Raw genomic sequence first — 26,665 nt, forward strand, 5'->3', positions numbered from 1 at the left:
GACGACTTATGACTTGCACTCTCACCACCTCGACGCGTTCCCTCAAGCCCCTGGCAGCACTGGTCGCAGCCCTGTGCCTGCTGCCAGGCCTGGCCGCAGCTGCCACCACAGCGCAGCAGCCAGGCAAGGTTTTCAAAGACTGCAAGGACTGCCCGGAAATGGTCGTGTTGCCGGCAGGCACCTTCACCATGGGCACCCCGGACGATGAAATCGGCCACGAGCCTGACGAAAGCCCGCAGCACCCAGTGACCTTTGCCAAACCCTTCGCCATCAGCCGTTTCCAGGTACTGGCAGGTGAATTCAAGGCCTACCAGAATGAAACCGGCGCCCGCCTCAATGACTTCGATGTACGCCCCGGTCGCCGCTGCACCAATGGCAAGCCGAGCTACCCCCAGGAGTCACAGCAACCTGCGGTGTGCATGAACCTGGCCGAAGCCCAGGCTTATATTGCCTGGCTGTCGAACAAGACCGGCAAGCAGTACCGCCTGGTAAGCGAAGCCGTGCGCGAGTACGCCGCTCGTGGCGGCAACCCAGGCCCGTTTCCGTTCCCGTTCGATGAAGGCAAGAACTATCAGATCTCCAAACACGCCAACACTTACGGCCCGACCGATGGCTATACCTACACCAACCCGGCCAAGGCCTTCGCACCTAATGCCTTTGGTGTCTACAACATGCACGGCAACGTCTCCGAGTGGGTTGCCGACTGCTATCACCCAAACTACGTCGGCGCCCCTGCTGACGGCAGTGCCTGGGTCGAGAAGAGTTGTGAGCTGCAAAGCATTCGCGGCAACGACTACCTTGAAGCACCGGTCTTCTCGCGCTCCGGCAACCGCAACAACATGTACCCCAACGAGAGCGGCGACTGGTTGGGCTTTCGCGTAGAACGCGACCTCTGATCCTGCCACCGGACCGCGGCCTTTTGCGGTCCTTTAAATAAACCGCCAGGCCATTCGTTTTGGTTATTAGCGGCCCTATTTTCTTCTCCTGGCAGGAAACCTCCATGAACAAGCCAACACGCGGGGCAATCAAAGAATTGCTCGCTCTGCTCAAGCCCTTCCGCCTGATCGTCTGCGTCTCCATCGTGCTCGGCATGATCGGCGGCCTGAGCGTGACCGTGTTGCTAGCCACCATCAACAATGCCCTGCATGCCCCCGAAGGCCTGACCCAGACCGTCATCGCCGTGTTCGCCGGCCTATGCCTGCTGGCGCTGGCCAGTTCAATCCTCTCGGACATCGGTACTAACTATGTGGGCCAGCACATCATTGCCAGGCTGCGTAAAGAGCTGGGAGAAAAGGTCCTGTCGACCCCCATCGAGCAGATTGAGCGCTATCGCACTCACCGCTTGATTCCGGTACTGACCCATGACGTCGACACCATCAGCGACTTTGCCTTTGCCTTCGCCCCGCTGGCGATTTCCCTGACGGTGGTCCTGGGTTGCCTGGGTTACCTGGCGATGTTGTCGTGGCCGATGTTTGTGATGATTCTGATCGCTATCGGCATCGGCAGCGTGGTCCAGTCGATTGCCCGGGCCCGTGGCATCAAGGGTTTCATCGCCGCACGCGAAGCCGAAGACGAACTGCAAAAACATTACAACGCGATTGCCGAAGGGGCCAAGGAACTGCGCATTCACCGACCCCGCCGCCAGCGTATGTTCACCTTGGGGATCCAGCGTACCGCCAACTCCATTCGCGACACGCAGATCAGCTCAATCAACACCTTTATCATCGCCAAGAGCTTCGGTTCGATGCTGTTCTTTGTGGTCATCGGGCTGGCCCTGACCCTGCAATCGCAATGGCCAAGCACCGATAAGACGGTCATGAGCGGCTTTGTCCTGGTCCTGCTGTACATGAAAGGCCCGCTGGAACACCTGATCGGCACCTTACCGATCATCAGTCGCGCCCAGATCGCCTTCCGGCGCATCGCAGAACTGGGCGAACAGTTCTCGTCACCCGAGCCGCACTTGCTGCTCAGCGACAAGGGCGCCCCTGCTACACCCGTAAAGACTCTGGAGCTGAACAATGTCAGCTACACGTTCCCGGCCGCCGAAGGCAGCGCACCCTTCCGTCTTGGCCCGGTGAACCTGAAGATCAACCAGGGCGATATCACCTTTATCGTCGGTGAAAATGGTTGCGGGAAAACCACGCTGATCAAATTGCTGCTGGGGCTGTATGCCCCGCAACAGGGGGACATCACCCTCAATGGCGCCACGATTGATGCGGCCAACCGCGACGACTACCGTCAATTATTCACCACGATTTTTGCCGACTACTACCTGTTCGATGACATTGTCCAGGGCGACCAACACATCCCGGACGATGCCAACCGTTACCTGGAACGCCTGGAAATCGCGCATAAGGTCAGCGTGCGCGACGGCAACTTCACCACCACCGATCTTTCCACCGGCCAGCGTAAACGCCTGGCGCTGGTCAACGCCTGGATGGAAGAGCGTCCGGTTCTGGTATTCGACGAATGGGCGGCCGATCAGGACCCGACCTTCCGCCGAATTTTCTACACCGAACTGCTGCCGGATCTCAAACGTCTGGGCAAGACGATCATCGTGATTTCCCATGATGACCGTTATTTCGATATCGCCGACCAACTGGTGCGCATGGAGAGCGGCCGGGTGATGACTCAGGCGCAACCCGCATGACAACGACCTGAAAAAAGTTGTGCACGTCTTGCGATTTGCTTCACCCCAAACTTAAAAAAATAACTCTCTGCCCCTTACAGACTAGGTAAAAAAATGACAAGGCCCGCTCTTCGACAAATGAACCCGTATGTCAAAGCCATTGTGATGTCTCACGCCCTGAGCAAGCATTTCTCCCTCACCACCCTGAGCCTGGCCATGGCCATGGCGCTGCCCCTGGCGGCACATGCGCAGGAGCAGGCGGTGAACTTCAATATCCCGCAGCAACCACTGGCCAATGCCTTGCAGACATTCGGCCAGCAGTCGTCGGTACAGGTGCTGTACAGCCCGGATGATATTCAGGGGTTAAGCAGCACTCGCCTCAGCGGTACGTTCAGTGCGCAAGAGGGGCTGGCAAAGCTGTTGCAAAATACCGGCGTCAATTACAGCTTCCAGGGTAATGCCGTGAGCATCAGCCGCAAATCCGGGGATGCCCTGGAACTGGCTCCAACCAGTGTCGTGGGGCAAGCCGGCCTGGGCGTCAACACCGAAAACACCCGCTCCTACACCACCGGCGCGGTGACCATCGGCAAGAGCGAACGCAGCCTCAAAGAGATCCCGCAAACCGTTACGGTGCTGACGGCCCAACGCATCAAGGATCAAAACATCACCACCCTCAACGACGTCTACGGCCTCGTTCCAGGGGTGGTCACCTACGGTGCCCTCAACGGCGACAACCAACCGTACGCCCGTGGCTTCGAGATCGACAACTTCCAGATCAACGGCATTCCGATCCCGGCCGGCACCAGCACCGGTATCACCTCGCTGAACTGGTCAGACCTGATCTCCTATGAGCGCGTGGAAGTCCTCAAGGGCTCGGCCGGGCTGTTCCAGGGTGCGGGTTCGCCAGGGGGTGCGATCAACCTGGTGCGCAAGCGCGCCAGCAGCGACTTCAAGCTGAGCACCGTGACCCAGGCCGGGACCTGGGACAACTACCGCCAGGAAGTCGATGTTCAGGGCGCACTCAACGAAGAAAAAACCCTGCGTGGCCGTCTGGCAACCTCCTACAACACGCGTCGTTATTTCTATGACGGTGGCAAGAGCAAACGGGCATCGACCTACGGCGTACTGGAATTCGACCTCAACCCGGATACCTTGCTGAGCGCCGGCTTCACTTATCAGAATGCCGATAACCGCTCGACCATGGACTGGGGCCTGCCGGGCTACAAGGACGGTTCGAAGATCGACTTCAAACGCTCGACCAACCTCAGTTCGCCGTCGGACTATAACGACGTCGAGTCGACCCAGTACTTCTTCGAAGCCAAGCATCAGCTCAATGACGACTGGAAGGCCACCCTGGCCACCAACTACACCCGGTTCAACCTGGATGCCCTGTACAGCAACACCGGCGGCCAGATCGACCCGATCGACAATTCAGGCGCCTACAACTGGGCCGAGGGCCGTGGCGAAAACAACTACCAGTACAACACCGATCTGTTCCTCAACGGCAACTTCGACATGCTGGGCCATCGCAGCGAAGCGATTCTGGGCGCCAATATCTCCCACAGCAAGCGGGTCGCCGGGCGTTATGACGTTACCAACTACAATGGGGCCTACGACTTCATCCCGGATATTCTGAATTTCACGCCCCCCAAATATGCCCGCACCAACAAGTACCGCACCACCACCTCGACCCTGGACCAGCAAGGCCTGTACGGTTCCCTGCGGGTCAATGTGTTCGAGCCGCTGGACGTAATCGTCGGTGCGCGTGTCAGTTGGTTTGATTACAAGCAGGACCAGCGCAACGAACTGAACGGCCGGCACGTCAAGAGCGACATGCAGACCAACGCCAAGGTGGTGCCATTCTATGGCCTGGTCTATGCGCTGAACCCCAACTGGTCGACGTATGTCAGCTACGCGGAGATCTTCACCCCGCAACTTAACGTCGAAACCGTTGACGGCAGTGCCCTGACACCGCGCTCCGGTGATACCTACGAACTGGGCCTCAAAGGCGAGTTGTACGGCGGTACGCTGAACACCAACTTCGCCATCTTCCGCACCACCTACTCCGGCCTTGCCCAGCGCGATCCGAACCAGCCAACCACCTGCAATTGCTATGTGGCAGGGGGCAAAGTCCGCTCCCAAGGCTTTGAAGCCGAGATCACTGGCAAAGTCATGACCGGCCTGGAGCTGACCGCCGGCTACACCTACAACACCAGCGAGTACGTCAATAACCCGAATAACCCGGACCTGGAAGGCACCACATTCCAGACGTCCATGCCCGAACACATGCTGCGTACCTGGGCCAACTATCAGTTGCAAGGTGAGTACTCGAAGTGGCAGATCGGCGCAGGCACGACCATCCAAAGCGGTGTTTATGGCCGCCATGTGGGTGGCAACGTCGGCAAAGGGATCAAGAATGAGACGGGTGGCTATGCCATCTACAACGCACGCATTGGCTACGACGTAAACAAGAACGTCAATCTGTCGGTCAATATCGAAAACATCTTTGACCGCACGTATTACTCACAGACGGGCACCATCGAGAGCAACAGCTACTACGGCAACCCGCGCAACATGATGTTCACCATGCGCACCAACTTCTAAGCACTCACCCCGGACAGGCACCCTGCCTGTCCGGGGTTCCCTTCCCGTTGCACACGTGTCACCCCGTGCAGGGCTGACTGTTCACTCCTGGACCCAGGCACCGCGCGCCCAGCAGCGCCGACACCAGCACCACCGCCCCCGCCACCAGCGCCACCCAGAACCCGCTGGGTGCACCGAAGCGGTCGATCATCCAACCAGAACTCGCTGCCCCCAGTGCCACGCCGATACTCAAGCCGGTGATCAGCCACGTCATGCCTTCGGTCAGGCGACTGGCCGGCACGACTTTTTCCACCAGGGCCATGGACACAATCAGTGTTGGGGCAAAGAACAGCCCGGAGACGAATATCGCCAGCGACAACCCGAGAATATCCACCACCCACAACAACGGCAGCGTGGTCAGGGCCGTGGCCAGGCCGCAGAACAGGAACTGGCGGTGCAATGGCATCGTCAACCGCAGGGCACCGAAGGCCAACCCGGCCAGGCACGAGCCAATGGCATACACCGACAGCACGATACTGGCGGCAGCCGGCTGGCCCTGGTGCTCGGCAAACGCCACGCTGACGACGTCCACCACGCCAACGATAGTCCCCATGGCCATTAACAGCAGCATCAGCACCAACACTTTGGGGGAGGCGATCAACCAGCGCCCCTGAGGGCCATGATGCGCATGGACCGGTGGTTCGGTCTGTTTTTGCAGGACAAAGGTGCCGACCCCTGCCGCCAACAGGATCGCCCCCACCAGCGGACCCGCCTCGGGAAACAGCAGCACGCTCAACCCCACCGACAACGGCGGCCCGAGGATAAAGCACACTTCATCAAGCACCGACTCCAGGGCAAACGCGGTTTGCAGCTGCGGCTGGCCACGGTACAACTCGCTCCAGCGCGCCCGCACCATGGCCGACATACTGGGCATGCAGCCGGCCATGGCGGCGAATACAAACAGCGTCCAGTCCGGCGCCTGCAGGCGGGTGCAGAGCAACAACAACAGCAACGCCCCGCCGCCTAGTGCGGCAGCCAATGGCAACACTCGCCCCTGGCCATAGCGGTCTACCAGCCGCGACACCTGAGGTGCGCAAAACGCCGTGGCCAAGGCAAAAGTCGCCGCCACCGCTCCGGCCAAGCCATAGCCGCCACGGACCTGGGACAACATGGTTATCACGCCGATACCGGTCATGGAGATCGGCATACGCGCGAGCATGCCGGCCGCTACAAATGCCTTCGAACCTGGCGCCTGGAACAGCTCGGCGTAGGGGTTTGCCATGGTGCGTGACCTCTTGCTGGGAGCCCTGGAGCTTGCTATTCGATGCAATCCGGGCAAAAGATATACGGTGCGTATGTGACAAATCATGAGTAACATACGCAGCGTATGTCAACCACTCACCCGCAGATAACGAGCGTTTCCCATGAGCCGAGCCCGCGCCGAGATGATCGAAGAAACCCGCGCCCGCCTGCTTGCCAGTGCCCGCCAGGCCTTTGCTACCCAAGGTTATGCCAATACGTCGATGGATGATTTCACCGCCCGCGCCGGCCTCACCCGAGGTGCGTTGTACCATCACTTTGGCGACAAAAAAGGCTTATTGGCCGCCGTGGTCGCGCAACTCGACCGCGAAATGGATGAGCGCCTGCAACAGATCAGTGACCAGGCCGACAACCCCTGGGACGGTTTTTGCGAGCGCTGCCGTGCCTATCTGCGTATGGCCCAGGACCCCGAGATCCAGCGCATTGTGCTGCAAGATACACCGGCGGTACTGGGCGAAAATGTGGGCGCCCAGCAGCAATGCATCGAATCACTGCGCGGCCTGCTGGAGGGGTTGATGCAAGCCGGGGTGATCGAACAGGCTCCCAGCCTGGCGCTGGCGCGGTTGATCAATGGCAGCCTGGTGGATACGGCGCAATGGATTGCCCACGATGCACAGCCGGATGAGCGCCTGGAGCAGGCGCTGCAAGGTCTGGATTTGCTGCTGCGGGGCTTGCAACCACGGCGCTAGGTACGCCGCAACAACAGCGCTGCCACCGCACACAACGTCAACGCCACACACGCCAGGTAGAACGCATCGCTGTAAGCCATCAAGAAAGCCTGCTGCCGCACCCCCAGGTCCAGCAACCCCAGCACTTGCTGGTGCTCCGGCCATTGCTCCTGCAGCAAACCACCGCCCGGCAAGCGTTGCTGCAAGGCCGGTTCGAAAATGCTCAGCGACTCACCGATCCGCGCCGAATGCACCTGCTCGCGCACCACCACCAACTGTGCCAGCAAGGCCGTGCCGACCGCACCGCCCAGGTTGCGCAACATCGAGAACACCGCCGAGGCCGAGCCCGACTCGGCCTTGGCCAACCCATGGACCGCCAGCACCGACAGCGCGACCATGATCAGCGGCTGGCCAATACCTCGCACCACAATCGAAGGAATGATCACGTTACTGGCGCTGTCTGCCGACAGGTGTGCGCCCATCCAACAGCCCAACGCCATGATCGCAAAACCCGAGGCGACCAGGACCTTGGCGCTCAACCACTTCATCAGCCGTGGCAGAAACGGCGCCAACACCAGTTGCACCAGGCCATAGGCAATCAGGCTGACGCCAATTTCGCTGGCGTTATAGCCCTGCATCTGGGACAGGTAGTTGGGTACCAGAAACACCAGGCCATAGGTGCTGGCGCCGAAGATAAACATCGCCACGCTGGCCACGCCAAAGTTGTAGTGCGCCAATAGCCGCAAGTTGATGAAGCTTTTGCTCCCCCACAATTGGCGGCCGATAAACCCTGCCAGCCCGACCATCGCCACCAGGCTCATCCACACAATAAAAGACGAACCGAACCAATCCTTGCGTCCGCCCTCCTCCAGCACAATCTGCAACGCCCCCAGCCCCAGCACCATGCACGCGATGCCCAGCCAGTCACCCCGGCGCAACAGCCCAAGGTTCATCGGCTGGCGATCGATGGACCAGGCCACGGCCGCCAACAGCGCGATGCCGGGGAACAGTTGCAGGTAGAAGATCCAGCGCCACGAATAGACATCGGTCAGCCAACCGCCAATGGAGGGCCCTGCGGCCTGGGCCACACTGTTGGCCAGGCTGAACAGCGCCATGCCCAACGGGATCTTGCTGGCCGGCAGTTCGGTGATGATCAACTGGAATGACAACGGAATCAGCACCGCCCCGGCCGCGCCCTGGACCACCCGGATGATGATCATCACCGGCAGGTTCGGCGCCATCGAGCAGGCCACCGAGGCCACCAGAAATACCCCGGAACCCCACAGCATCACCCGCCGCAAGGAAAACACCTGCACCAGCCACGCGGTGAGCGGGATCATGATGATTTCCGCCACCAGATAGGCCGTGGAAATCCACGAGCCCTCTTCGAAGGTGGCCCCCAGCGCACCTTCGATTTCCGGCAGTGCGGCGCTGGTGACATGCACGTTCATCCCAGCCATGAAGCAGCCGAACAAGCCACCGATCACCGCAACCCAGGCGCGAAACGAGACCGTCGAAGTGCGCGCATCAACCGCCATGGGAACTGTCCTGCTGGCTGACCGGACGGGTATCCACCGTGGCAATCACTGACATCCCCGGCAAGATTGCGGGAGCATTCGCCTCGTCCGCGACCAGGCGGATCTTCACCGCAAAACGCTGCACGATCTTGGTGAAGTTGCCGGTGGCGTTGTCCGGCGGCAACAGGGCGAACACCGAGCCAGAACCGGGAGCGATACTTTCTACCCGACCACGCCAGCGCTGGCCGGCAAAACTGTCTACCGCGATATCCACCGATTGCCCCGGCGCCATATGTTGCAACTGGGTTTCCTTGTAGTGGGCAATCACATAGGCCTGCTCCACCGGCACCACCGCCAGCAACGGCAGGCCTGGCATCACATACTGCTGGCGACGGACCTTGCGCTGGCCCACAACCCCGTCGAACGGCGCGCGAATCGCCGTGTCATTCAAGGCATTGCGGGCCAGGGCCAGATTGGCCTGGGCCTCGCCCACCCGGGCCTGGGATTCGGCGATCCGCGCCTGCACCTGTTGGCGACGCGCCTGCAACACCTGGCACTGGGCCTGCTGCCGGGCCACTTGGGCCCGGGCTTCGGTCACCGCTGCCCGTGCCTTGGCCTGGCTGGCGCTGGCGGTTTCCAGGCGCTGGCGGGTGGAGATCTGTTGGCCCACCAGATCGCGGTAGCGCAGATAGTCCAGGCGGGCACGCTGGGCTTCAGCCTCGCTGCTGTGCAAGGCCGCCTCGGCCTGGGCGATGCGTTGCTGCTGCTCGCCCAGCCTCGCATCAAGAGTGTGCAGGCTGGACTGACGTGCCGTCGCGGCTGCCCGGGCTTGCTGCAACCGGGCCTGAGTGCTGCGCAACTGTTCGATAAAGTCCCGCTCATCCAGACGCACCAGCACATCCCCGGCCTTGACTGGCTGGTTATCTTCCACCAGCACCTGGGCCACGTAGCCGGCGATGCGCGGGCTGACCGCCACCCAATCGGCGCGCACGTAGGCATCGTCGGTCTCTTCAAGGAACCGCCCCCACTGCCACCAATATCCGGCAAACAGCCCCACTCCCAGCAGCGTCACCAGTGATGCGCCCGTCAGCAGTACGCGGCGATGGCGTTGCATCAAGCCGGGAGTGGATTGCAGGATCGCGGGTTCAACAGCCTGGTTCATGGTGTGGCTCCAAGGACAGCAAGGGGTAAGGGTTGAGGTGAGTCGTCACGTTGCCAGCCGCCACCGAGCGCCTGGAACAGATCGATCTGGCGGTTGATCAAGCGCAAGTCAGCCTGGGCCAGGGTGGCCTGGAGGTTGACCAGGCTGCGCTCGCTGTCGAGCAGTTGCAGGGCATCGAGGGCACCGGCCCGATAGCTGCGGGTGGCCAGCTCGAACGCCTGCTGGCTGTTGCCCAGCGCGGCTTGCAGGGCCTGGCTTCGCTGCTGTTCGCCCTGGTACAGCGCCAGGGCTTGCTCGACCTGTTTCAAGGCGCTGAGTACCGTGCCATCGAAACGCGCCTGGGCCTCGCGCATCTGGGCCCGGCGCTGGCCCACCTGGGCCTGGGCAACGCCGCGATGAGGAAAGCGCCAGGACAGTAGCGGCCCCACGGAATACACCAGCGCCTCACTGTCTCCCAACTGGCCCAGGCTGCTTGCGGAAGACTCCAGCGCGACGCCGAACGTCACCCGTGGATACAGGTCGGCGCGTGCGACGCCAATGGCCAGCGTGGCCGCTTGCAGTTGACGTTCGGCACGACGGATATCGGCACGCCGCTGCACCAGCGCCCAGCCATCGCCCACAGGCAGCGGCGCCTGCAATTGCGGGCGTCGGGCACAGGTTTGCCGGGCCAGATCCAGCGGTGGCACACCACTGAGCACCGCCAGTTCATACACTGCCGCCTGATGGCGGGCGTTCAATATGGGCAACGGCGCACGGGCTTCCTCCAGCAGGCCATTGAGCCGCGCCAGGTCCAGCGCCGTCGCCGCCCCAGCCTTCTGCAGTTGGCGCGTGACATCGACACTGCGCTCCAACACCTGCACCGAATGACTCTGCACCTGGCTGCTGAAGGCATAAACACAGGCCTGGCCATAGGCCCGTGTGGTCTGCGCGGCCACCGTCACCCGCCATTCATCTTCCAGCGCCCGCGCCGCATCTGCATTGGCACGGGCGGCAGCCAGGCGATAACGCACCGCCCCCCACAGGTCCAGGGTGTAGCTCAGGGATAATCCGGGCGCATGGCTCCATTGGTCATCGGCGTGTTCACCCGTTGCCTGGGCCAGGGTCTGGTCATCTCGACTGCGGCCATAGCCCACGCCGTAGGTCAGCAAGGTCGAGGGTTGGCGCTCGCTGTCGACCTGCTCCAGGCGCGCCAGCAACGCGTCGACATGGGCGCTGGCGGCTTCAAGGTCTTTGTTGTGGATCAGGGCCTGCGCTACCAGCCGGTCCAATTGCGGGTCACGGTAAAGCTGCCACCAGCGCGCGGGCAGTGGCGGGTTTGCAGACCCGCCGGACAATTGCGGTGCTGCCTGGGCCGCCAACTGCGCTGCTGGCTCGCTGGGCAGGCCGCTACATCCGGCCAGCGCGCCCAGCAGAAGCAGGGTCAGGGCTACCGGGAGTCGATTACCAGTGGAGGGATGAACGACAAGGCTGGGCATCACAAAGCTCGCTGAAGAATGAGCTTTGCAGATTAGGCACCCGCACTGGCGGATTCGCCCGCGCCAGGGCCATGTATCGTCGCCAAATGGACAATTGGGTTACATGAAGCAACATCAGGCCCCAGGGCGGAAATGACTCGGCGGATACCCCAGCGAACGGCGGAACATGGCGCTGAACGCACTCGGGCTCTGATAACCATGTTCCAGTGCGACCTCCAGGATCGAGGCGCCCTGGGCCAGCAACTTCAGACTCAGGGCCAGGCGCGCGCGTTTACGCCACTCGCCAAAGCTCATGCCCAGTTCCCGCTGGAAAATCCGGCTCAGGGTGCGCGCACTCATGTTCAGGGTGTCGGCCCAGGACTCCAGGCTGCTGTCATCGGATGGGTTGCGGATAAACCGCGTACACAGCCTGGCCAGCCGTGCGTCGCCGGGCACCGGTACATGCATGGCCACCACCGGCGCGGCCAGCAGTTCCATGCGGATCAGTTCCACCATTGCCGGCAGGCGTGGGTTATTGAGCTGACCGGCGATCAGCGTGGCAGCCACGATCAGTTCCCGCAGCAGCGCTGAAACCTCAATCACCTGGCAGGTGCGACCCAGGCTCGGCTCCACCTCGGGCATGAGGAACAAGGTGCGCATATGCACCTCGCCGGCCATGCGAATTTCATGGGGCGTGCCGGCGGGCACCCACAACGCATGCCCGGACGGCACCAGCCAACTGCCTTGGGCCGTGCTGACCACCATCACCCCGGAAACACCGTGGATCAATTGCGCCTGGGCATGACAATGGGGATGGACCACTTCGTCGTTGCGGTAGTTGTCGGCATAAGCCTCAAGCCAAGGCCGGTGCACAGTTGTCATGGGCAGCGTCTCACGTCATCAAGCCTGTGATTCTAACCAAAAGCCCCCTGGCAAAAACGATAGATATAGACAGCCATCGTCGCGTTCCAGACAAGCCACTGAACGTGTGCCCTGCGCCGTCAGTCAGCTCAATGGACTCCTGAAAGAAAGGCTGGGCAGACCATGCGCATCTCGTTGGAACAACAAAACGAAACTCAAAGCGCCATCGATGCCCATGGCATCATCGGCGACATGCGCAGTGCGGCACTGGTCAACGACCTGGGCAGCATCGATTTTTTCTGCTGGCCGGAATTTGACAGCTCCCACCTTTGATCTTCATTCAGACTGAAATCCCGGATCCGCCGCCAATCCCCTGTGGGAGCTGTCGAGCTTTAGCGAGGCTGCGATGGCGGCGGCACAGGCACAGCAGATGTCGCCTGATCCACCGCTATCGCAGCCTCGCCGGGGCTCGACAGCTCCCACCTTTGATCTTCATCCAGACTGAAATCCCGGATCCACCGCCAATCCCCTGTGGGAGCTGTCGAGCTTTAGCGAGGCTGCGATGGCGGCGGCACAGGCACAGCAGATGTCGCCTGATCCACCGCTATCGCAGCCTCGCCGGGGCTCGACAGCTCCCACCTTTGATCTTCATCCAGACTGAAATCCCGGATCCACCGCCAATCCCCTGTGGGAGCTGTCGAGCTTTAGCGAGGCTGCGATGGCGGCGGCACAGGCACAGCAGATGTCGCCTGATCCACCGCTATCGCAGCCTCGCCGGGGCTCGACAGCTCCCACCTTTGATCTTCATTCAGACTGAAATCCCGAATCCGCCGCCAATCCCTTGTGGGAGCTGTCGAGCTTTAGCGAGGCTGCGATGGCGGCGGCACAGGCAGCGAAGATGTCGCCTGATCCACCGCTATCGCAGCCTCGCCGGGGCTCGACAGCTCCCACCTTTGATCTTCATTCAGACTGAAATCCCGAATCCGCCGCCAATCCCTTGTGGGAGCTGTCGAGCTTTAGCGAGGCTGCGATGGCGGCGGCACAGGCAGCGAAGATGTCGCCTGATCCACCGCTATCGCAGCCTCGCCGGGGCTCGACAGCTCCCACCTTTGATCTTCATTCAGACTGAAATCCCGAATCCGCCGCCAATCCCTTGTGGGAGCTGTCGAGCTTTAGCGAGGCTGCGATGGCGGCGGCACAGGCACAGCAGATGTCGCCTGATCCACCGCTATCGCAGCCTCGCCGGGGCTCGACAGCTCCCACCTTTGATCTTCATTCAGACTGAAATCCCGAATCCGCCGCCAATCCCTTGTGGGAGCTGTCGAGCTTTAGCGAGGCTGCGATGGCGGTGGCACAGGCACAGCAGAACACGTAACCGTTTCGCGCTAAAGTCCAGTCTCACTGCTGTGACCCGAACGGAGTCCCGATGAGCCCCTCGATCGCGCTGCTGTATACCCGCACCCCCATGCTCGATATCGCTTACCAAGCCCATGGCCCTGCCGGGGGTGAAGTGGTGATTCTGCTGCACGGTTTCCCCTATGACCCTCGCGCTTACGATGCCATCGCGCCGGTGCTGGCCGAGGCCGGTTATCGCGTGCTGGTGCCTTACCTGCGCGGCTATGGCCCGACCCGCTTTGCCCACGCCCAGGTGATGCGCTCCGGCCAGCAGGCGGCGCTGGCCAAGGACCTGCTGGACTTCATGGATGCCCTGTCCATCGGCCAGGCCGCCCTCGTCGGTTATGACTGGGGCGGGCGCGCCGCGTGTATTGTCGCGGCGCTTTGGCCTGAGCGGGTACGCTGCCTGGTCACGGGTGACGGCTACAACATTCAAGATATCGCCAGGTCCATCCAGCCACGCGCGCCGCTGACCGAGCATCGGTTGTGGTACCAGTTCTACTTCCACACCCAACGGGGCGTCGATGGCCTGACGGCCAACCGCCGTGAGTTGTGCAAATTGCTGTGGTCGCTCTGGTCGCCCTCCTGGGCCGAGGGGCCAAGCCTTTACCCGCAGACCGCGCCATCGTTTGATAACCCGGACTTTGTCGACGTGGTGATCCACTCCTATCGCCATCGTTTCATGTATGCCGAGGGTGATCCGGCGCTGGAGCCGATTGAACAGGCGTTAGTGCAGCCGCCGCCGATCTCGGTGCCGAGTATTTCGCTGTGCGGTGCCGACGACGGTGTCGGCCCGGCGCCGGAGGTGGATGACGATGTGGGGAATTTCAGCGGATTCTATCGGCGCCGGGTGCTCGCCGGGGTGGGCCACAACATTCCCCAGGAAGCACCGCAGGCCACGCTTGATGCACTGTTTGAATTACTTGGGCAGACTCAGGCTGGCGCCGAAAACCGCTCGCGGTAAAGCTGCGGGCTGATCGACAAGGCTCGGACAAAACTGCGGCGCATGGTTTCTTCGCTGCCAAAGCCACATTGCACAGCGATGCGCTTGATCGCCACGGCGCTGTCGGCCAGTTGCCGGCGTGCGGTTTCCACGCGGATCAGTTCCACCGCCCGCGCCGGGGTCTGGCCGGTTTCGGCGCGGTAGTGGCGCACGAAGCTGCGCTCGCTCATGCCGCACGCAGCCGCCAGGGTCGGGATGTTCAAGTCCAGGTGCAAGTGCTCGGCAATCCACGCATGCAATTCGCTGAAACGGTTGTCGCCCTTTTGCAGGGACAAGGTGACGCTGAACTGCGACTGCCCACCGGGGCGTTTGAGAAACACCACCAGGTGCCGCGCCACTTCCAGGGCGACCGCTCGGCCCAGGTCCTCCTCCACCAGGGCCAGGCACAAATCGATGCCGGCCGTGACCCCCGCCGAGGTCCAGAGCGCCCCCTGCTGGATAAAGATCGGGTTGGCTTCGACCTGCAGCCTGGGATATTTGCGCGCCAGTTCCTCACAACGCGTCCAGTGGGTCACGACACGGCAGCCGTCCAACAAGCCGCTGGCGGCCAGCAGGAAGGCACCGGTGCACACCGAGGTCATGCGCCGCGCCTGCGTGGCTTTTTGCCGGACCCACTCCACCAGGGCCGGATCCTCGGCCGCGCCATACACGCCCCAGCCACCGGCGATCACCAGGGTGTCGCAGGGCGTCTCGGCGGCTGGCAACGGCGCGGCCAGCAGGGCCAGACCGGCGGATGTCATCACCGGTTCGTCCTGGGCAGCAATCACGTTGACCGCATAGGGCCGCGGCAAGCCTTGCTGGCGCGCCAAGTCGTTGGCCGTGGCAAACACTTGCAGAGGCCCGGTGACGTCGAGTACCTGCACGTTGGGAAAAGCGAGCACATGGATGATTTTCGACATGATTGGCGTGATTCGTGGGCTCAATGGCGTATGCGCCAAAGCCTAGGCCACTAGAGTGAAGCCGTCCATCCCCTCTTCTGGAGTTTCACCATGACCTTGCAGATCGGCTTTGTGTTGTTCCCCGGCATCCAGCAACTGGACCTCACCGGCCCTTACGACGTGCTGGCGTCATTGCCGGATGTGAAGCTGCACCTGATCTGGAAAGACCTGGCGCCAATCACCTCCAGCACCGGGTTGGTACTCACGCCGACCCTCACCTATGACACCTGTCCGGTGCTGGACGTGGTCTGCGTGCCGGGTGGCTCGGGGGTGGGAGCGCTGATGGAAGATGAGCCGACCCTGGACTTTCTGCGGGCACAATCCCAGACCGCACGCTATGTGACGTCGGTGTGTACCGGCTCGCTGGTACTGGGCGCGGCAGGCTTGCTGCGTGGGCGGCGCGCCACCACACACTGGGCCTATCACGACATGCTGGCCACCCTGGGCGCGACGCCAGTGCAGGAGCGTGTGGTACGCGACGGCAATCTGTTTAGCGGCGGTGGCATCACGGCGGGAATCGATTTTGCCCTGACCCTGGCCGCCGAGTTGTACAGCGAGGCCGCTGCGCAACTGGTGCAATTGCAGCTCGAATATGCGCCGGCCCCGCCCTTCAATGCCGGCCGACCAGACACCGCGCCACGGCATGTGCTGGACGAGGCCAACAAACGCACGGCCGAATCACGCAAGACCCGTGGCGAAATCGCCGCACGGGCGGCGGCGCGGCTGGGCTGAGGACCAGCGCATTCCCCATGTGGGAGCAAGCCCGCTCCCACAGGAGAATTGCTACACAGTGCGCGGCATCAACGCCAGGCGCACGGCCAACACCGTCAACACCGTGGCCAGCCCCCATTTTTGCAACACTGCAGTCTTTTCACTGCTGGCGAAAAATCGGCTGATCGCCCCGCCAAAAATCCCCAGCACCGCGTGAAAAACCCCCGCAATCAACGTCAGGAGCAGCCCCAGCTGCACCAACTGCAGGGCAATGGGGCCGGCCTCGGGCTTGACGAACTGCGGCAGGAACACCATGAAAAACAACAGCGCCTTGGGGTTGAGCAAGCTGTTGAGCATGGCGCGCATAAACACCCCACCCAGGCGTACCCGCTCCACCCGAGCGGTGTCCAGGGACGGTTTTTTCTGCAGGGTCTTGAACGCCAGCCACAGCAGGTAGACCACGCCGGCATAGCGAATCAGATCAAAGGCCGGGGGCCAACTGGCAACCAGGGCCGTGACGCCAGTAGCCGTCAATGCGGTCAGCAGCAGGTCCGCCACCCCGATCCCCAGGCCGGCCGCCACCCCACCACGCCAGCCGTAGCTCACGCCATGACTGATGACAAAGGCCATGTTCGGCCCAGGCGACAGCAACAGCAGCAGCACGGAGCCAGAGAAAACCGCCAGGGTTGCGAGATCGATCATGCTCAACTCATCCGCCAGGGAAAACCGTAGATTAGTCCTACCTCAGCCACCGATACCAGAGAAGGCGAGAACGACGCCTATTCGCCGGCAATCCCGCGCCTACAGTTCTAGATTCAGCCCACATCCTTCCTACACTCCGTCAAAAAATTGATTTCCCTCCCCGCAGGTAAATTCCCATTTTTGTTCCTACACTCCAAAAAGCCATCACTCATTCTCGATAAATCTGATAGCCACAGCAAAACATGTCAACAAACCGTCACGACAAGAGTATCTTATGAGAAATGACGGCAGGCAACTTGAAAAAAGTCAAAACCTTGACGAGAAATTCAAAAGGAGCCATCATTTAGACATTACTTTGCAAATGCCTGCGCTAGACAGGTCATTGCGCGTTACCCAGTGAAAGCAGTCGTTCGCCTTGCGCCGCTTATAAAGCAGAACTGCCTTATGGATGAGCAAACGAACAGGGAAGTCCTGGTGGTGTATTGAGGGATGATTTATGCGTGAGAAGTCGTCAGTCGACAGCCTGTTTCTGACTCGTACCGGCTTTGTTGAGTTTTTTGTGGTTTTCGTCAAATTACTCCACGGCCTGACGGCGGTCCTGCCGGCGATGATCCTGTTGTTCTATCCGGATCCGGTGGACCCGCAAATGCGTAGCCACTACCTTGGCCTGCTGCTGTTCTTTGCGATCCTGACCATCATTCTGTTCCAGGCCCTGGGGGTGTACTCCGAGGATCTGTTCAGCAACCGCCTGCGTTTTCGCATCATGTTGACCGCCTGGATTTCCGCGTTTTGCATCCTGCTGTTCATGTACCAGATCCTGCTGCTGTTTCCGCAGTTGAGCCCGCGCAACCTGATGTTCTGGTTTTCCTTGAGCCTGATCCTGTTTGGCGTGGAGCGCATCCTGATGCTGCGCCTCTACCGCAACCTGATGAAGAACGGCAAGTTCCTGCAGCGCACGGTGATCCTCGGCTTTACCGACACCGCCGTCCATGTGGCCGAACACCTGTCACGCAACAGTGATATCCGCTCCGGCCTGATCGGTTTTATCGACGACCGCACCGAACGCATTCCCAAGGAGTTGAGCAACCTGCCGTTGCTGGGCAACACCCGCGACCTGGAAAAGCTGATCCGCTCCGAGCAGGTCAATCAGGTGATGATTACCCTGCCCTGGGCCGCCGAGCAGCGTATCAACGGGCTGGTCAAGCGCCTGCGGCAGATGTCGGTGAACGTCATGCTGGTGCCGGACATGGCCGCCCTGCGCTATGGCCATAACCGCATCACCGATGTCGGCGGCATCCTGATGTTCAATACCTCACAGTTGCCGCTGCGTGGCTGGTCACCGTTTATCAAGCGCTGCGAAGACCTGCTGCTGGCCAGTGCCGGCCTGTTGTTGCTGTCGCCGATCATGCTGGTGACCGCCCTGGCCATCAAACTCGACTCAAAAGGCCCGGTGCTGTTCCGGCAGAAGCGCTTTGGCTACAACGACAACCTGATCCGTGTCTTCAAGTTCCGCTCGATGTACGTCGAGCAGACCGACGTCAATGCCGAATGCCAGACCACCCGCCTCGACCCGCGCATCACTCGGGTCGGGCGCATCATTCGCAAGACCAGCATCGACGAGCTGCCGCAACTGTTCAACGTACTGCTGGGCAACATGTCGATGGTCGGCCCGCGTCCCCACGCCACCGCCACCAAGGCGGCCGGGATTCCTTTCGAGGAAGCGGTCAACGAATACAGCTCGCGCCACCGGGTCAAGCCGGGCATCACCGGCTGGGCCCAGATCAATGGCTACCGCGGTGAAACCGACACCCTGTTCAAGATCCAGAAACGGGTCGAATACGACCTGGAATACATCGCCAAATGGTCGGTGTGGTTTGACCTGTACATCGTTTTCATGACGGTCCCGGCCGTCCTTTCCACCAAGGAAGTTTATTGATGAACACCCTCAACGGATTGATTCCGTGCATCATTTCCGGTGGCTCGGGCACGCGGCTGTGGCCGGTTTCGCGGCAGAACATGCCCAAGCCGTTCATGCGCATGCGCGACGACCAGAGCCTGTTGCAGAAAACCTTCCTGCGCGCCAGCCACCTGCCGGGGGTCGACAGCGTGCTGACAGTGACCAACCGCGACCTGCTGTTTCGCACCCTCGATGATTACCGCGCAGTCAATCAGGCCCAACTGGGCCTGGATTTATTGCTGGAGCCGTTCGGCCGCAACACGGCTGCCGCCATCGCCGTCGCCGCCTTGCATGTGCAAGAGTTTTTCGGCGGCGACGCGCAGTTGCTGGTGATGCCTGCCGACCACCTGATCCTCGATGAAAGCGCCTTCGCCCAGGCCGTGGCCCAGGCCCGCGAATTGGCCGAAGCGGGTTATCTGGTGACCTTCGGCATCCAGCCCGACCGCCCCGAGACCGGCTTTGGCTACATCGAACAAGGCACGGCCCTGGCGCAAGGATTCCGCGCCCAGCGGTTCGTGGAGAAACCCGACCTGGCCACCGCCCAAGGCTACCTGGACGGCGGCAAGCACCTGTGGAATGCCGGGATGTTCTGCTTCAAGGCCGCCACTGTGCTCGACGAACTGGCGACCCACGCCCCGGCGGTGCTGGACGCGGCCAGAGCGGCGCTGGAGCACAGCACCAGCCTGCAGAACAGCAGCAGCCGCCAGCGTGAACTGAGCCCGCAAGGGTTTGGCACCGCGCCGGACATTTCCATCGACGTGGCCCTGATGGAGAAATCCGCCCAGGTCGCCGTGGTGCCCTGTGATATTGGCTGGAGCGATATCGGCTCCTGGGAAGCCCTGCGCCAACTGACCCCCAGTGACGACAACGGCAACCAGATCAATGGCGAAGCGATCCTGCACGACGTGCACAACTGCTACATCGACTCGCCCAAGCGTGTCCTGGGTGCAGTCGGGGTACGCGACCTGATCATCGTCGACACCCCCGATGCCCTGCTGATTGCCGACGCCAATCGCAGCCAGGACGTGCGCCATATCGTCGCCGAGCTCAAGCGCCAGAACCATCCGGCATTCAGCCTGCACCGCACCGTCACCCGGCCCTGGGGCACCTACACGGTGCTGGAGGAAAGCACTCGCTTCAAGATCAAGCGCATCGTGGTCAAGCCCAAGGGCTCGCTGTCTTTGCAGATGCACCACCACCGCAGCGAACACTGGGTAGTGGTCAGCGGCGCGGCAATGATCACCAATGGCGAGCGCGAGATCCTGCTCAACATGAACGAGTCCACCTATATTCCCGCCGGGCACAAACACCGCCTGACCAACCCCGGCATCATCGACCTGGTGATGATTGAGGTGCAGAGCGGCGAATACCTGGGTGAAGACGACATCGTGCGCTTCGACGATATCTACGGCCGTGCGCCCGCCAGCGAGCCCCAGCCCTGATGCGTACCTCCCTGATCATCCCGACCCGCAACGCTGCCAGCCACCTCGACCGCTTGCTGCCGGCGCTGCGCATGCAGACCGTGCAACCCGACGAGATGCTGGTGGTCGATAGCGCATCGAGCGATGACACCGTGGCGCGCTTTCGCGAGTTCGGCGCGCGTGTCGAAGTGATCGATGCCCGCGACTTCAACCACGGCGGCACCCGGCGCTGGGCCAGCGAGCAAGTGGGTGGCGACGCCCTGATCGTGATGACCCAGGACGCGATCCCGGCCGAACCCGAGACGTTCGCCAAGCTGCTCGAAGAGCTGCAACTGGACCCTCTCAACGGCGTCGCCTATGGCCGCCAGCTGCCGCACCCCGGCGCGGGTGTGCTGGGCGCGCAGTCGCGGCACTTCAATTACCCGGCCCACAGCCGCAGCAAAAGCCTGGCCGATGCACCGCAGTTGGGGATCAAGACCTGCTTCAGTTCCGACTCGTTCTCCGTGTACCGACGCAGCGCCCTGCAGGCCGTGGGCGGGTTCCCGGCCGATGTGATCGGCAGCGAGGACGCCTACGTCGCCGCGCGCATGCTGCTGGCAGGCTGGAAGGTACAGTACGCCGCCAGCGCCCGGGTCTATCACTCCCACGATTACCGCCTGATGGACGAGTTTCACCGCTACTTCGACATTGGTGTGTTCTACGGCCGCGAGCCATGGATCCGCCAGGCGTTTGGCGACGCCGGCGGTGAAGGTAAACGCTATGTACTGGCCGAATTACGTGCCTTGCGCGAGGCCAACGCCTTGCACCGCGCCCCCGAAGTGGTGGTGCGCAGTGCCTTTAAATTGCTGGGCTATCGCCTCGGCCACCTTGAACGCTACTTGCCCAACGCGCTCAAGCAGCGCCTGGGCATGTTTTCCACCTACTGGACTTGAGCCGTCATGAAGACTACCAACCGACGTTCCCGTCTTACCCTGTTCAGCCTGTTGAGTGCCTCGATCTGGCTGGCTGGTTGTTCGACCCCCGCGCGGGTGCCGCTTCCTGATAACAACACGCTCAAGGCCGGGCATCAGGCCGCGTTGGGCCTGGCCGACCTGCCCCCGCCGCAGGTGCTGATCCAGAGCGGTGACTTGCTGCGCATCGTGCGTGATGCCCAGGAGCCTGCAGCGGCCGACGACATGACGGTGTTCGTTGTGCGGCCTGACGGTGTGATCTCGATCCCCAATATTGGTCGAGTCAAGGCGGCGTTGCGCACACCTGAAGACCTGGGCAAGGAAATCACCGACAAATACAAGCGCATCTACCGCGAGCCGGCAGTGACGGTGAACATCGCCAGCGCCCCGAGCAACAAGGTGTTTATCGGCGGTGCGGTGCCGAACCCGGCGTTTTTCGACCTGGCGGGCAATGTCAGTGTGGAGCAGGCGTTGCTCAGTTCCGGCGGTGTATTGGCCTCGGCTGACAGCTCAAACATTGCCCTGCTGCGTACCGGTGCCGATGGCAAGTACAAGATGTACTTCATCAACCTGGAAAGCATGCTGACCAACCCCAACCACCCACGGGTAGCGTTGCAGCGCGGTGATTTGATCTACGTGCCGCAATCGACGATCGGCGCCACGGTGGAAGCGGTGGATATGTACTTCACTCGCCTGTTCCCGATCAACAAGGGGATTGGCGTGGGCTTGAACTACGACCTCAACGACAGCGGCGTGAAGAACAGCGGCAACACCATCTACAACAACCCCGTCATCAACGCAGGCCAATGATTATGGACCAGGCTTCGTATCACTCGAACCGACTGTTCCCGTCTGGCGTACACCACATATTCAATGGAGTGATCCTGTGATCGAAATCCGCTCTCTACGCGACCTCTTGCGGCTGTTTTTCATCTTCCGCCGCGAATTCAAACTGGCCGTGATCACCACGATCGTGGTGGCCGTGTTGGGTGCCTTCCTGTTGCCGGCGCGCTATGAGTCCGACGCGCGCCTGCTGGTCAAGCCAGGACGGGACAACACTACGCTACCGATCGAAGCCGCCAACCGCCAGACGCTGATTGCGCCGAGCACCCAGCACGACCCGATTGTCGACGAAGAAAAAATGCTCACCGGCCGGCCAATCGTGCATATCGTTGCCGAACGCTACCTGGCGATGACGTCCGAGCCGCCACAGGGCTTCTGGAAAGTCACCAAGTTCTACGTCAAGAAAGCCGCCGGTGAAGTGCTCGATGCCGTGCGCAGCGTCCTGCAATTCATCGGCCTTGCCGAGAAGCAAAGCCCGCTGGAACGCCTGGCAACCAAACTGGAGAAGAACTTCGAGGCCGGCCACGAACCAGGCTCTTCGGTGATCGAGATTTCCTTCACCTGGGATGATCCGGTCATCGCCCAGAAAGTCGTCGAGACCTGGGTCGATGCTTACCTGGAGGAGCGCGCACGGATTCTCGGGCGCAAGAGCCTGCACACCTTCTATGAAGCCGAGCGCACCAAGGTCGCCACCAATATCCAGGGGCTCAAGGATGAACTGCAGGGCCGCTTGAAGCAGATCGACTCGATCAGCGTGGACGCGCGCCTGAAAAACCTGACCAACCAGATCGACCGCGTCACCGACGCCAAGGTCACCGCGCAAAACCAGATCGCGGGGATCCGCAGCTTCCTGGCCAACGCCAGCCAGCAGATCAAGAACCAGCCGGCCGAAGTGGTGACGGGCCGGGAAACCAGCCTCAACCCCACTCAGCTTGACCTCAAGCGCCAGCTCAATGCCTTGCAAGTGGAACGCGCGCGCCTGCTGCGCACCTACCTGCCCGGCACGCCGCAGGTCAACCAGATCGAGCAGAACATCCGCGACATGCAAGACCTCAGCGCCCAGGAAGCGACCCGCCTGGAACGCTCGCAAAACACCGCGCCCAACAGCCTGGTAATCAACGTCAAGCAGCAGATCATCGACGCCCAGTTGCAAGAGCGCAAACTGGCCGGGGAAATCGAGAACTACGACAAGACCCTCGCCGAACTGCGCGCCCAGCGTGACCAGGCGATGACCGATGAACCCGAGCTGAACAAGCTGACCCAGCAACTGCGCACCGCCGAGAAAAGCTATGCGCTGTACTCGGAAAACCTTGAACAGGCACGCATCGACCATGAACTGGACAGCAGCCAGATCAGCAACATTGCCCTGATCGAACACGCCACCCTCAACCCGGCGCGCGTGTTTCCCAAGAGCCTGCTGATTCTGCTGTTCACCATTCCTGCCGGCCTGGCTGTCGGTTTGCTGACCATTTACGTGCTGTACCTGCTGGACCAGCGTATCCACGATGGCGCGCGGTTGCAGGAAGTGTTCGGTATCCCGCTGTGGAGCAGCATCCCCGATGTGCAACACGCCACACCGGCAGCCCTCACCGCCAGCATCTATCGCCTGTACAGCCTGCTGCCCGCCGAGCGCATCGCCAGCGAGGGCTTTGCCCTGGGCCTGGCGTCGGCACGGCATGGCGAAGGCGTGAGCTTTATCATCGAGCAACTCAAGCGCCTGCTGGAAGAGCGCGGGCACCGGGTCTCGGTCAACGGCAGCGAAGCCGCAAAGCCAGGTGAAGTGCTGCTGTTGGACGCGTCTGCCCTGTCGTCCAACCCGCAGGCGTTCCTTACCCTGCGCCGCGCCGACCAGATCGTGCTGGTCATCGAAGCCCGCACCAGCACCGTGCCGACCATCGAGAACGCTCTGTCGTTGCTGACCACCGCGTTTGGCAAAGTCGACGGGATGATCCTCAACCGCCGCCGCTTCGAAGTGCCGGCCAATGTCCTGGCGCGGATCAACAGCTGGCGCGGTGCGGCCTGATGCGCATTGCGTTGCTGGCGCCGCTGCCACCGGAACAGACCGGGATCGCCGACTACGCTGCGCACTTGCGCAGCGCGTTGCGTGAACTGGGCCTGGAAGTGCTGACGCCGCTGGAAGGCTGCCAGGACCTGGCGGAGCAATTACGCCGCCTGCAAGCCTTTGACTGGCGCAGCGTGGACCTGGTCCATGCCGAACTGGGTGGCGGGCGTTTTGGTGAGTTCCAGGCCCTGGACTATTTGCGCCGGGCCCAGCCGCAGTTACCGCTGACCGCCACCGTGCATGACCCGGAGCGCCTGATCTGGCGCCGGGCCAAGCTGTTTTTCCCGCTGACCCTGCTTGAACGCCTGCCCCACCCGCTGCCCCAGGCGGCGGCGTTGCTGGCCGATCCATTGACCCTTCACGAAGAGCGGCGCCTGGCCAAAAGCATGCGCCGCCTGATTACCCTCACCCGCCTGGGTGGCGACTGCCTGCGCCAGCGCATGGGCCTGAATCCCGGACAAGTGGCAGTGATTGCCCACGGCAACCTGCCCATCGCCCCCGTGGCCTTGCCGCCGTTGCAACCGCTGCGCCTGCTGTATTTCGGCTTTATCTACCGGGGCAAGGGCATCGAGGACCTGCTACAGGCCCTGGCCCGCTCCCTGACCGCCCATCCACAATGCCGTGGCCAGGTACGCCTGACCCTCGCCGGGGGCACCGCGCCGGAGATGACGTTCGACCCGGCCGGCAACTACCTCGATGGCCTGCGCCAACTGATCGCCACCCTGCAACTGGGCGATGTGGTGGACTGGCAACTGGACCTGCCCTCAGCCGAGATTCCCCACACGATCCAGGCCCACCATGTGATGGTGTTGCCGTACCGCGAATCGAAAAAACTCGGTTTTCTCGGCCAGATGCGCGGCACCAGCGGTGCGCTATCCTGGGCCAACGCCTGCGGGCGCGGGGTGATTACTTCCAATGCCCGCGCCTTCGCCGAAGAAGTTGCCGGGGGCAATGGCATCACCTACCAACAGGGCGATATCGACTCGTTGAGCGCTGCCCTGGACCGCCTGATCCTCGACCCACAACAAGCCCGTCAATGGGCCGACCACGCTGCCGACATCGGCCGCCAGCGCCAGTGGTCCAGCACCGCCCAACGCTTTGCCGAGTTGTTCCAGGCCGCAGTCAAGGAGCCTTTGTGATGAACATTTCGCCTACTCGTCGGATGTGGCGCTACCTGCCGCTGGTGATTGCGCTGGCCGTTGGCGGCGCGCTGCTGCTCAGTGAAAACGTCGACGCGGAGCCGGTGAACCTGGCGCCCCAACGCACCGTGCAATGGCGCGAGTTTTTGGGGGTGAACGCGCACTTTTTGTGGTTCAAGCCCGAGCAGTACCAAAAACAGATCCGCCAATACCAGAAACTGGGATTGGACTGGGTGCGCGTCGACCTGCATTGGGACCGCCTGGAACCCAAGGAAGAAGACTATCAACTGAGCACCTTCGATGAACTGGACCGCACCCTGACCGCCGAGAAAATCCGTTCGGTGTTCTACCTGGTGGGCTCGGCGCCGTTTATCACCACCGCCCCCAGGGGCGCGGACTTCCAGGACCAGTACCGCCCACGGGATGCCAGCGTGTATGCCCTGCGCCTGGCATTGCTGGCCAAGCGCTACCCGAATATCGACGCCTGGCAGGTGTGGAACGAACAGAACCTACCGAACAACTGGCGCCCGCAAGTCAACGCCGAGGAATACGCGCGCTTGCTGCTGGCCAGTCATCAAGCCTTGAACGTTGCCGCACCGGACAAGATCCAGGTGATGGGGGGCATGGCGTACTACAGCCAGATGCCGCCGCGTGGCAAGACCTTGATGTTCGAAGCCCTAGGCAAGCTGGGCGTACAAAGCCTGGGCATGGTGGCGGCGTATCACCCGTATTCGATGACCCCGGAAACCGACGAGCCGGGCAAGAACGAAGTACTGCTGCGCGGTGACCAGCTCAATGCGATGCTGCACGGTGCCGGGGTCAAGGATGTCTGGGCCACCGAGTGGGGCTGGTCCAGCTACAGCGGCCCCAAGGAAATGCAGGACCTGATCGGCATCGACGGCCAGGCCGACTTCACCTTGCGGCGCCTGGCGCTGATGGCGTCCCAGGACTACCAGAAGATTTTCCTGTTTGCCCTGTCCGACCTGGATGAACGCGCGTCCGTGCGCGACCAGCACTATGGCCTGCTGGACCTCAACGGCGAACCCAAGCCGGTGTACAGCGCCCTCGCCCGCTTCCTCGAAATCACCGGCCCGACCCTCAAGCCCGGCGCCACGCCGGTGCTCAAGGATGTACCGAAAACCTTGTACAGCGTGGCCTGGACCCGCAACGACGGCAAACGCCTGTTGATGTACTGGAGTGCCGAAGGCACCAGCATCACCTTGCCCGAGGTCAAAAACGCCGAACTGCTGGACCCGCTGACCGGCGCCCGGCAAACCCTTAACGACTACAACGGCATTCGCCCTGCGGTGAAACCGACGTTACAGATCTTGGTGTGGTAGCACGCCCAGG

Annotated in this window: 21 protein-coding genes; 14 read left to right on the forward strand and 7 right to left on the reverse strand. The window is 61.9% G+C overall.

Annotated elements, in window-relative coordinates; genetic code table 11:
• Positions 1-8 precede the first annotated feature (8 nt).
• The 3 genes from pvdO (at position 9) to FJD34_RS26990 (ending at position 5,233) form a co-directional block, all read left to right on the forward strand.
• Positions 9-896, forward strand: coding sequence for a dihydropyoverdine dehydrogenase (gene pvdO, locus FJD34_RS26980; protein ID WP_032863815.1), 888 nt, complete (start codon positions 9-11; stop codon positions 894-896).
• Positions 897-1,000: 104 nt separating this feature from the next.
• The gene (locus tag FJD34_RS26985) at positions 1,001-2,650 is read left to right on the forward strand and encodes a cyclic peptide export ABC transporter (RefSeq protein WP_090291453.1); all 1,650 of its coding nucleotides are present in this window, start codon (positions 1,001-1,003) and stop codon (positions 2,648-2,650) included.
• Positions 2,651-2,794: 144 nt separating this feature from the next.
• The gene (locus FJD34_RS26990; protein ID WP_162276350.1) at positions 2,795-5,233 is read left to right on the forward strand and encodes a TonB-dependent siderophore receptor; all 2,439 of its coding nucleotides are present in this window, start codon (positions 2,795-2,797) and stop codon (positions 5,231-5,233) included.
• Between the two features lie 58 nt (positions 5,234-5,291).
• On the opposite strand, the gene FJD34_RS28740 is transcribed toward FJD34_RS26990, so the two are convergent.
• Entirely contained in the window at positions 5,292-6,494 is a 1,203-nt protein-coding gene (locus tag FJD34_RS28740) for an MFS transporter (protein WP_065943966.1), read from the reverse strand.
• 142 nt (positions 6,495-6,636) lie between these two features.
• Here FJD34_RS28740 and FJD34_RS27000 point away from each other — a divergent pair, with 142 nt between their 5' ends.
• A complete protein-coding gene (locus FJD34_RS27000) occupies positions 6,637-7,221 on the forward strand; it encodes a TetR/AcrR family transcriptional regulator (RefSeq protein ID WP_090291455.1) in 585 nt (194 codons plus the stop codon).
• Here FJD34_RS27000 and FJD34_RS27005 read toward each other — a convergent pair.
• The 4 genes from FJD34_RS27005 to FJD34_RS27020 all read right to left on the reverse strand — a co-directional run bounded on the left by FJD34_RS27005 (position 7,218) and on the right by FJD34_RS27020 (position 12,215).
• Complete coding sequence (locus FJD34_RS27005; protein ID WP_090291457.1) at positions 7,218-8,738, reverse strand: MDR family MFS transporter; 1,521 nt, start codon at positions 8,736-8,738, stop codon at positions 7,218-7,220. The two genes, FJD34_RS27000 and FJD34_RS27005, sit on opposite strands and share 4 nt — an antisense overlap.
• A complete protein-coding gene (locus FJD34_RS27010; protein ID WP_065943969.1) occupies positions 8,728-9,879 on the reverse strand; it encodes an HlyD family secretion protein in 1,152 nt (383 codons plus the stop codon). Before FJD34_RS27010 ends, FJD34_RS27005 begins: the two co-directional genes overlap by 11 nt.
• A complete protein-coding gene (locus FJD34_RS27015; RefSeq protein ID WP_090291459.1) occupies positions 9,876-11,354 on the reverse strand; it encodes an efflux transporter outer membrane subunit in 1,479 nt (492 codons plus the stop codon). The genes FJD34_RS27010 and FJD34_RS27015 overlap by 4 nt, the downstream gene beginning before the upstream one ends.
• A gap of 114 nt (positions 11,355-11,468) precedes the next feature.
• The gene (locus FJD34_RS27020; protein ID WP_032863831.1) at positions 11,469-12,215 is read right to left on the reverse strand and encodes an AraC family transcriptional regulator; all 747 of its coding nucleotides are present in this window, start codon (positions 12,213-12,215) and stop codon (positions 11,469-11,471) included.
• A gap of 162 nt (positions 12,216-12,377) precedes the next feature.
• Here FJD34_RS27020 and FJD34_RS28120 point away from each other — a divergent pair, with 162 nt between their 5' ends.
• Entirely contained in the window at positions 12,378-12,527 is a 150-nt protein-coding gene (locus FJD34_RS28120; protein WP_157695988.1) for a hypothetical protein, read from the forward strand.
• Positions 12,528-13,620: 1,093 nt separating this feature from the next.
• A complete protein-coding gene (locus FJD34_RS27025; RefSeq protein ID WP_065943971.1) occupies positions 13,621-14,553 on the forward strand; it encodes an alpha/beta fold hydrolase in 933 nt (310 codons plus the stop codon).
• Here the strand turns inward: FJD34_RS27025 and FJD34_RS27030 are convergent.
• Positions 14,523-15,491, reverse strand: coding sequence for a GlxA family transcriptional regulator (locus FJD34_RS27030; protein ID WP_065943972.1), 969 nt, complete (start codon positions 15,489-15,491; stop codon positions 14,523-14,525). The genes FJD34_RS27025 and FJD34_RS27030 overlap by 31 nt on opposite strands.
• A gap of 90 nt (positions 15,492-15,581) precedes the next feature.
• On the opposite strand from FJD34_RS27030, the gene inhA reads away from it, so the two are divergent.
• Positions 15,582-16,262, forward strand: coding sequence for an isonitrile hydratase (inhA, locus tag FJD34_RS27035; RefSeq protein ID WP_032858487.1), 681 nt, complete (start codon positions 15,582-15,584; stop codon positions 16,260-16,262).
• A 51-nt stretch (positions 16,263-16,313) separates the two neighbouring features.
• On the opposite strand, the gene FJD34_RS27040 is transcribed toward inhA, so the two are convergent.
• Positions 16,314-16,943: a LysE family translocator gene (locus tag FJD34_RS27040; RefSeq protein WP_032858486.1), complete on the reverse strand. Its 630-nt coding sequence runs from the start codon at positions 16,941-16,943 to the stop codon at positions 16,314-16,316.
• Between the two features lie 496 nt (positions 16,944-17,439).
• Between FJD34_RS27040 and FJD34_RS27045 the strand changes: the two genes are divergently transcribed.
• The 7 genes from FJD34_RS27045 to FJD34_RS27075 all read left to right on the forward strand — a co-directional run bounded on the left by FJD34_RS27045 (position 17,440) and on the right by FJD34_RS27075 (position 26,655).
• The gene (locus FJD34_RS27045) at positions 17,440-18,879 is read left to right on the forward strand and encodes an undecaprenyl-phosphate glucose phosphotransferase (RefSeq protein ID WP_032858484.1); all 1,440 of its coding nucleotides are present in this window, start codon (positions 17,440-17,442) and stop codon (positions 18,877-18,879) included.
• Positions 18,879-20,342, forward strand: a complete 1,464-nt coding sequence (locus tag FJD34_RS27050) for a mannose-1-phosphate guanylyltransferase/mannose-6-phosphate isomerase (protein ID WP_090291461.1) — start codon at positions 18,879-18,881, stop codon at positions 20,340-20,342. The genes FJD34_RS27045 and FJD34_RS27050 overlap by 1 nt, the downstream gene beginning before the upstream one ends.
• Positions 20,342-21,253: a glycosyltransferase family 2 protein gene (locus FJD34_RS27055; RefSeq protein WP_065943974.1), complete on the forward strand. Its 912-nt coding sequence runs from the start codon at positions 20,342-20,344 to the stop codon at positions 21,251-21,253. Before FJD34_RS27050 ends, FJD34_RS27055 begins: the two co-directional genes overlap by 1 nt.
• A gap of 6 nt (positions 21,254-21,259) precedes the next feature.
• Entirely contained in the window at positions 21,260-22,081 is an 822-nt protein-coding gene (locus tag FJD34_RS27060) for a polysaccharide biosynthesis/export family protein (RefSeq protein ID WP_090291463.1), read from the forward strand.
• Between the two features lie 76 nt (positions 22,082-22,157).
• Entirely contained in the window at positions 22,158-24,137 is a 1,980-nt protein-coding gene (locus FJD34_RS27065) for a GumC family protein (protein ID WP_090291465.1), read from the forward strand.
• A complete protein-coding gene (locus FJD34_RS27070; protein WP_065943976.1) occupies positions 24,137-25,315 on the forward strand; it encodes a glycosyltransferase in 1,179 nt (392 codons plus the stop codon). The genes FJD34_RS27065 and FJD34_RS27070 overlap by 1 nt, the downstream gene beginning before the upstream one ends.
• Complete coding sequence (locus FJD34_RS27075; RefSeq protein WP_090291466.1) at positions 25,315-26,655, forward strand: glycoside hydrolase 5 family protein; 1,341 nt, start codon at positions 25,315-25,317, stop codon at positions 26,653-26,655. The genes FJD34_RS27070 and FJD34_RS27075 overlap by 1 nt, the downstream gene beginning before the upstream one ends.
• Positions 26,656-26,665: the final 10 nt, after the last annotated feature.

The sequence above is a fragment of the Pseudomonas brenneri genome (assembly GCF_007858285.1).
Taxonomy (GTDB): Bacteria; Pseudomonadota; Gammaproteobacteria; order Pseudomonadales; family Pseudomonadaceae; genus Aquipseudomonas; species Aquipseudomonas brenneri.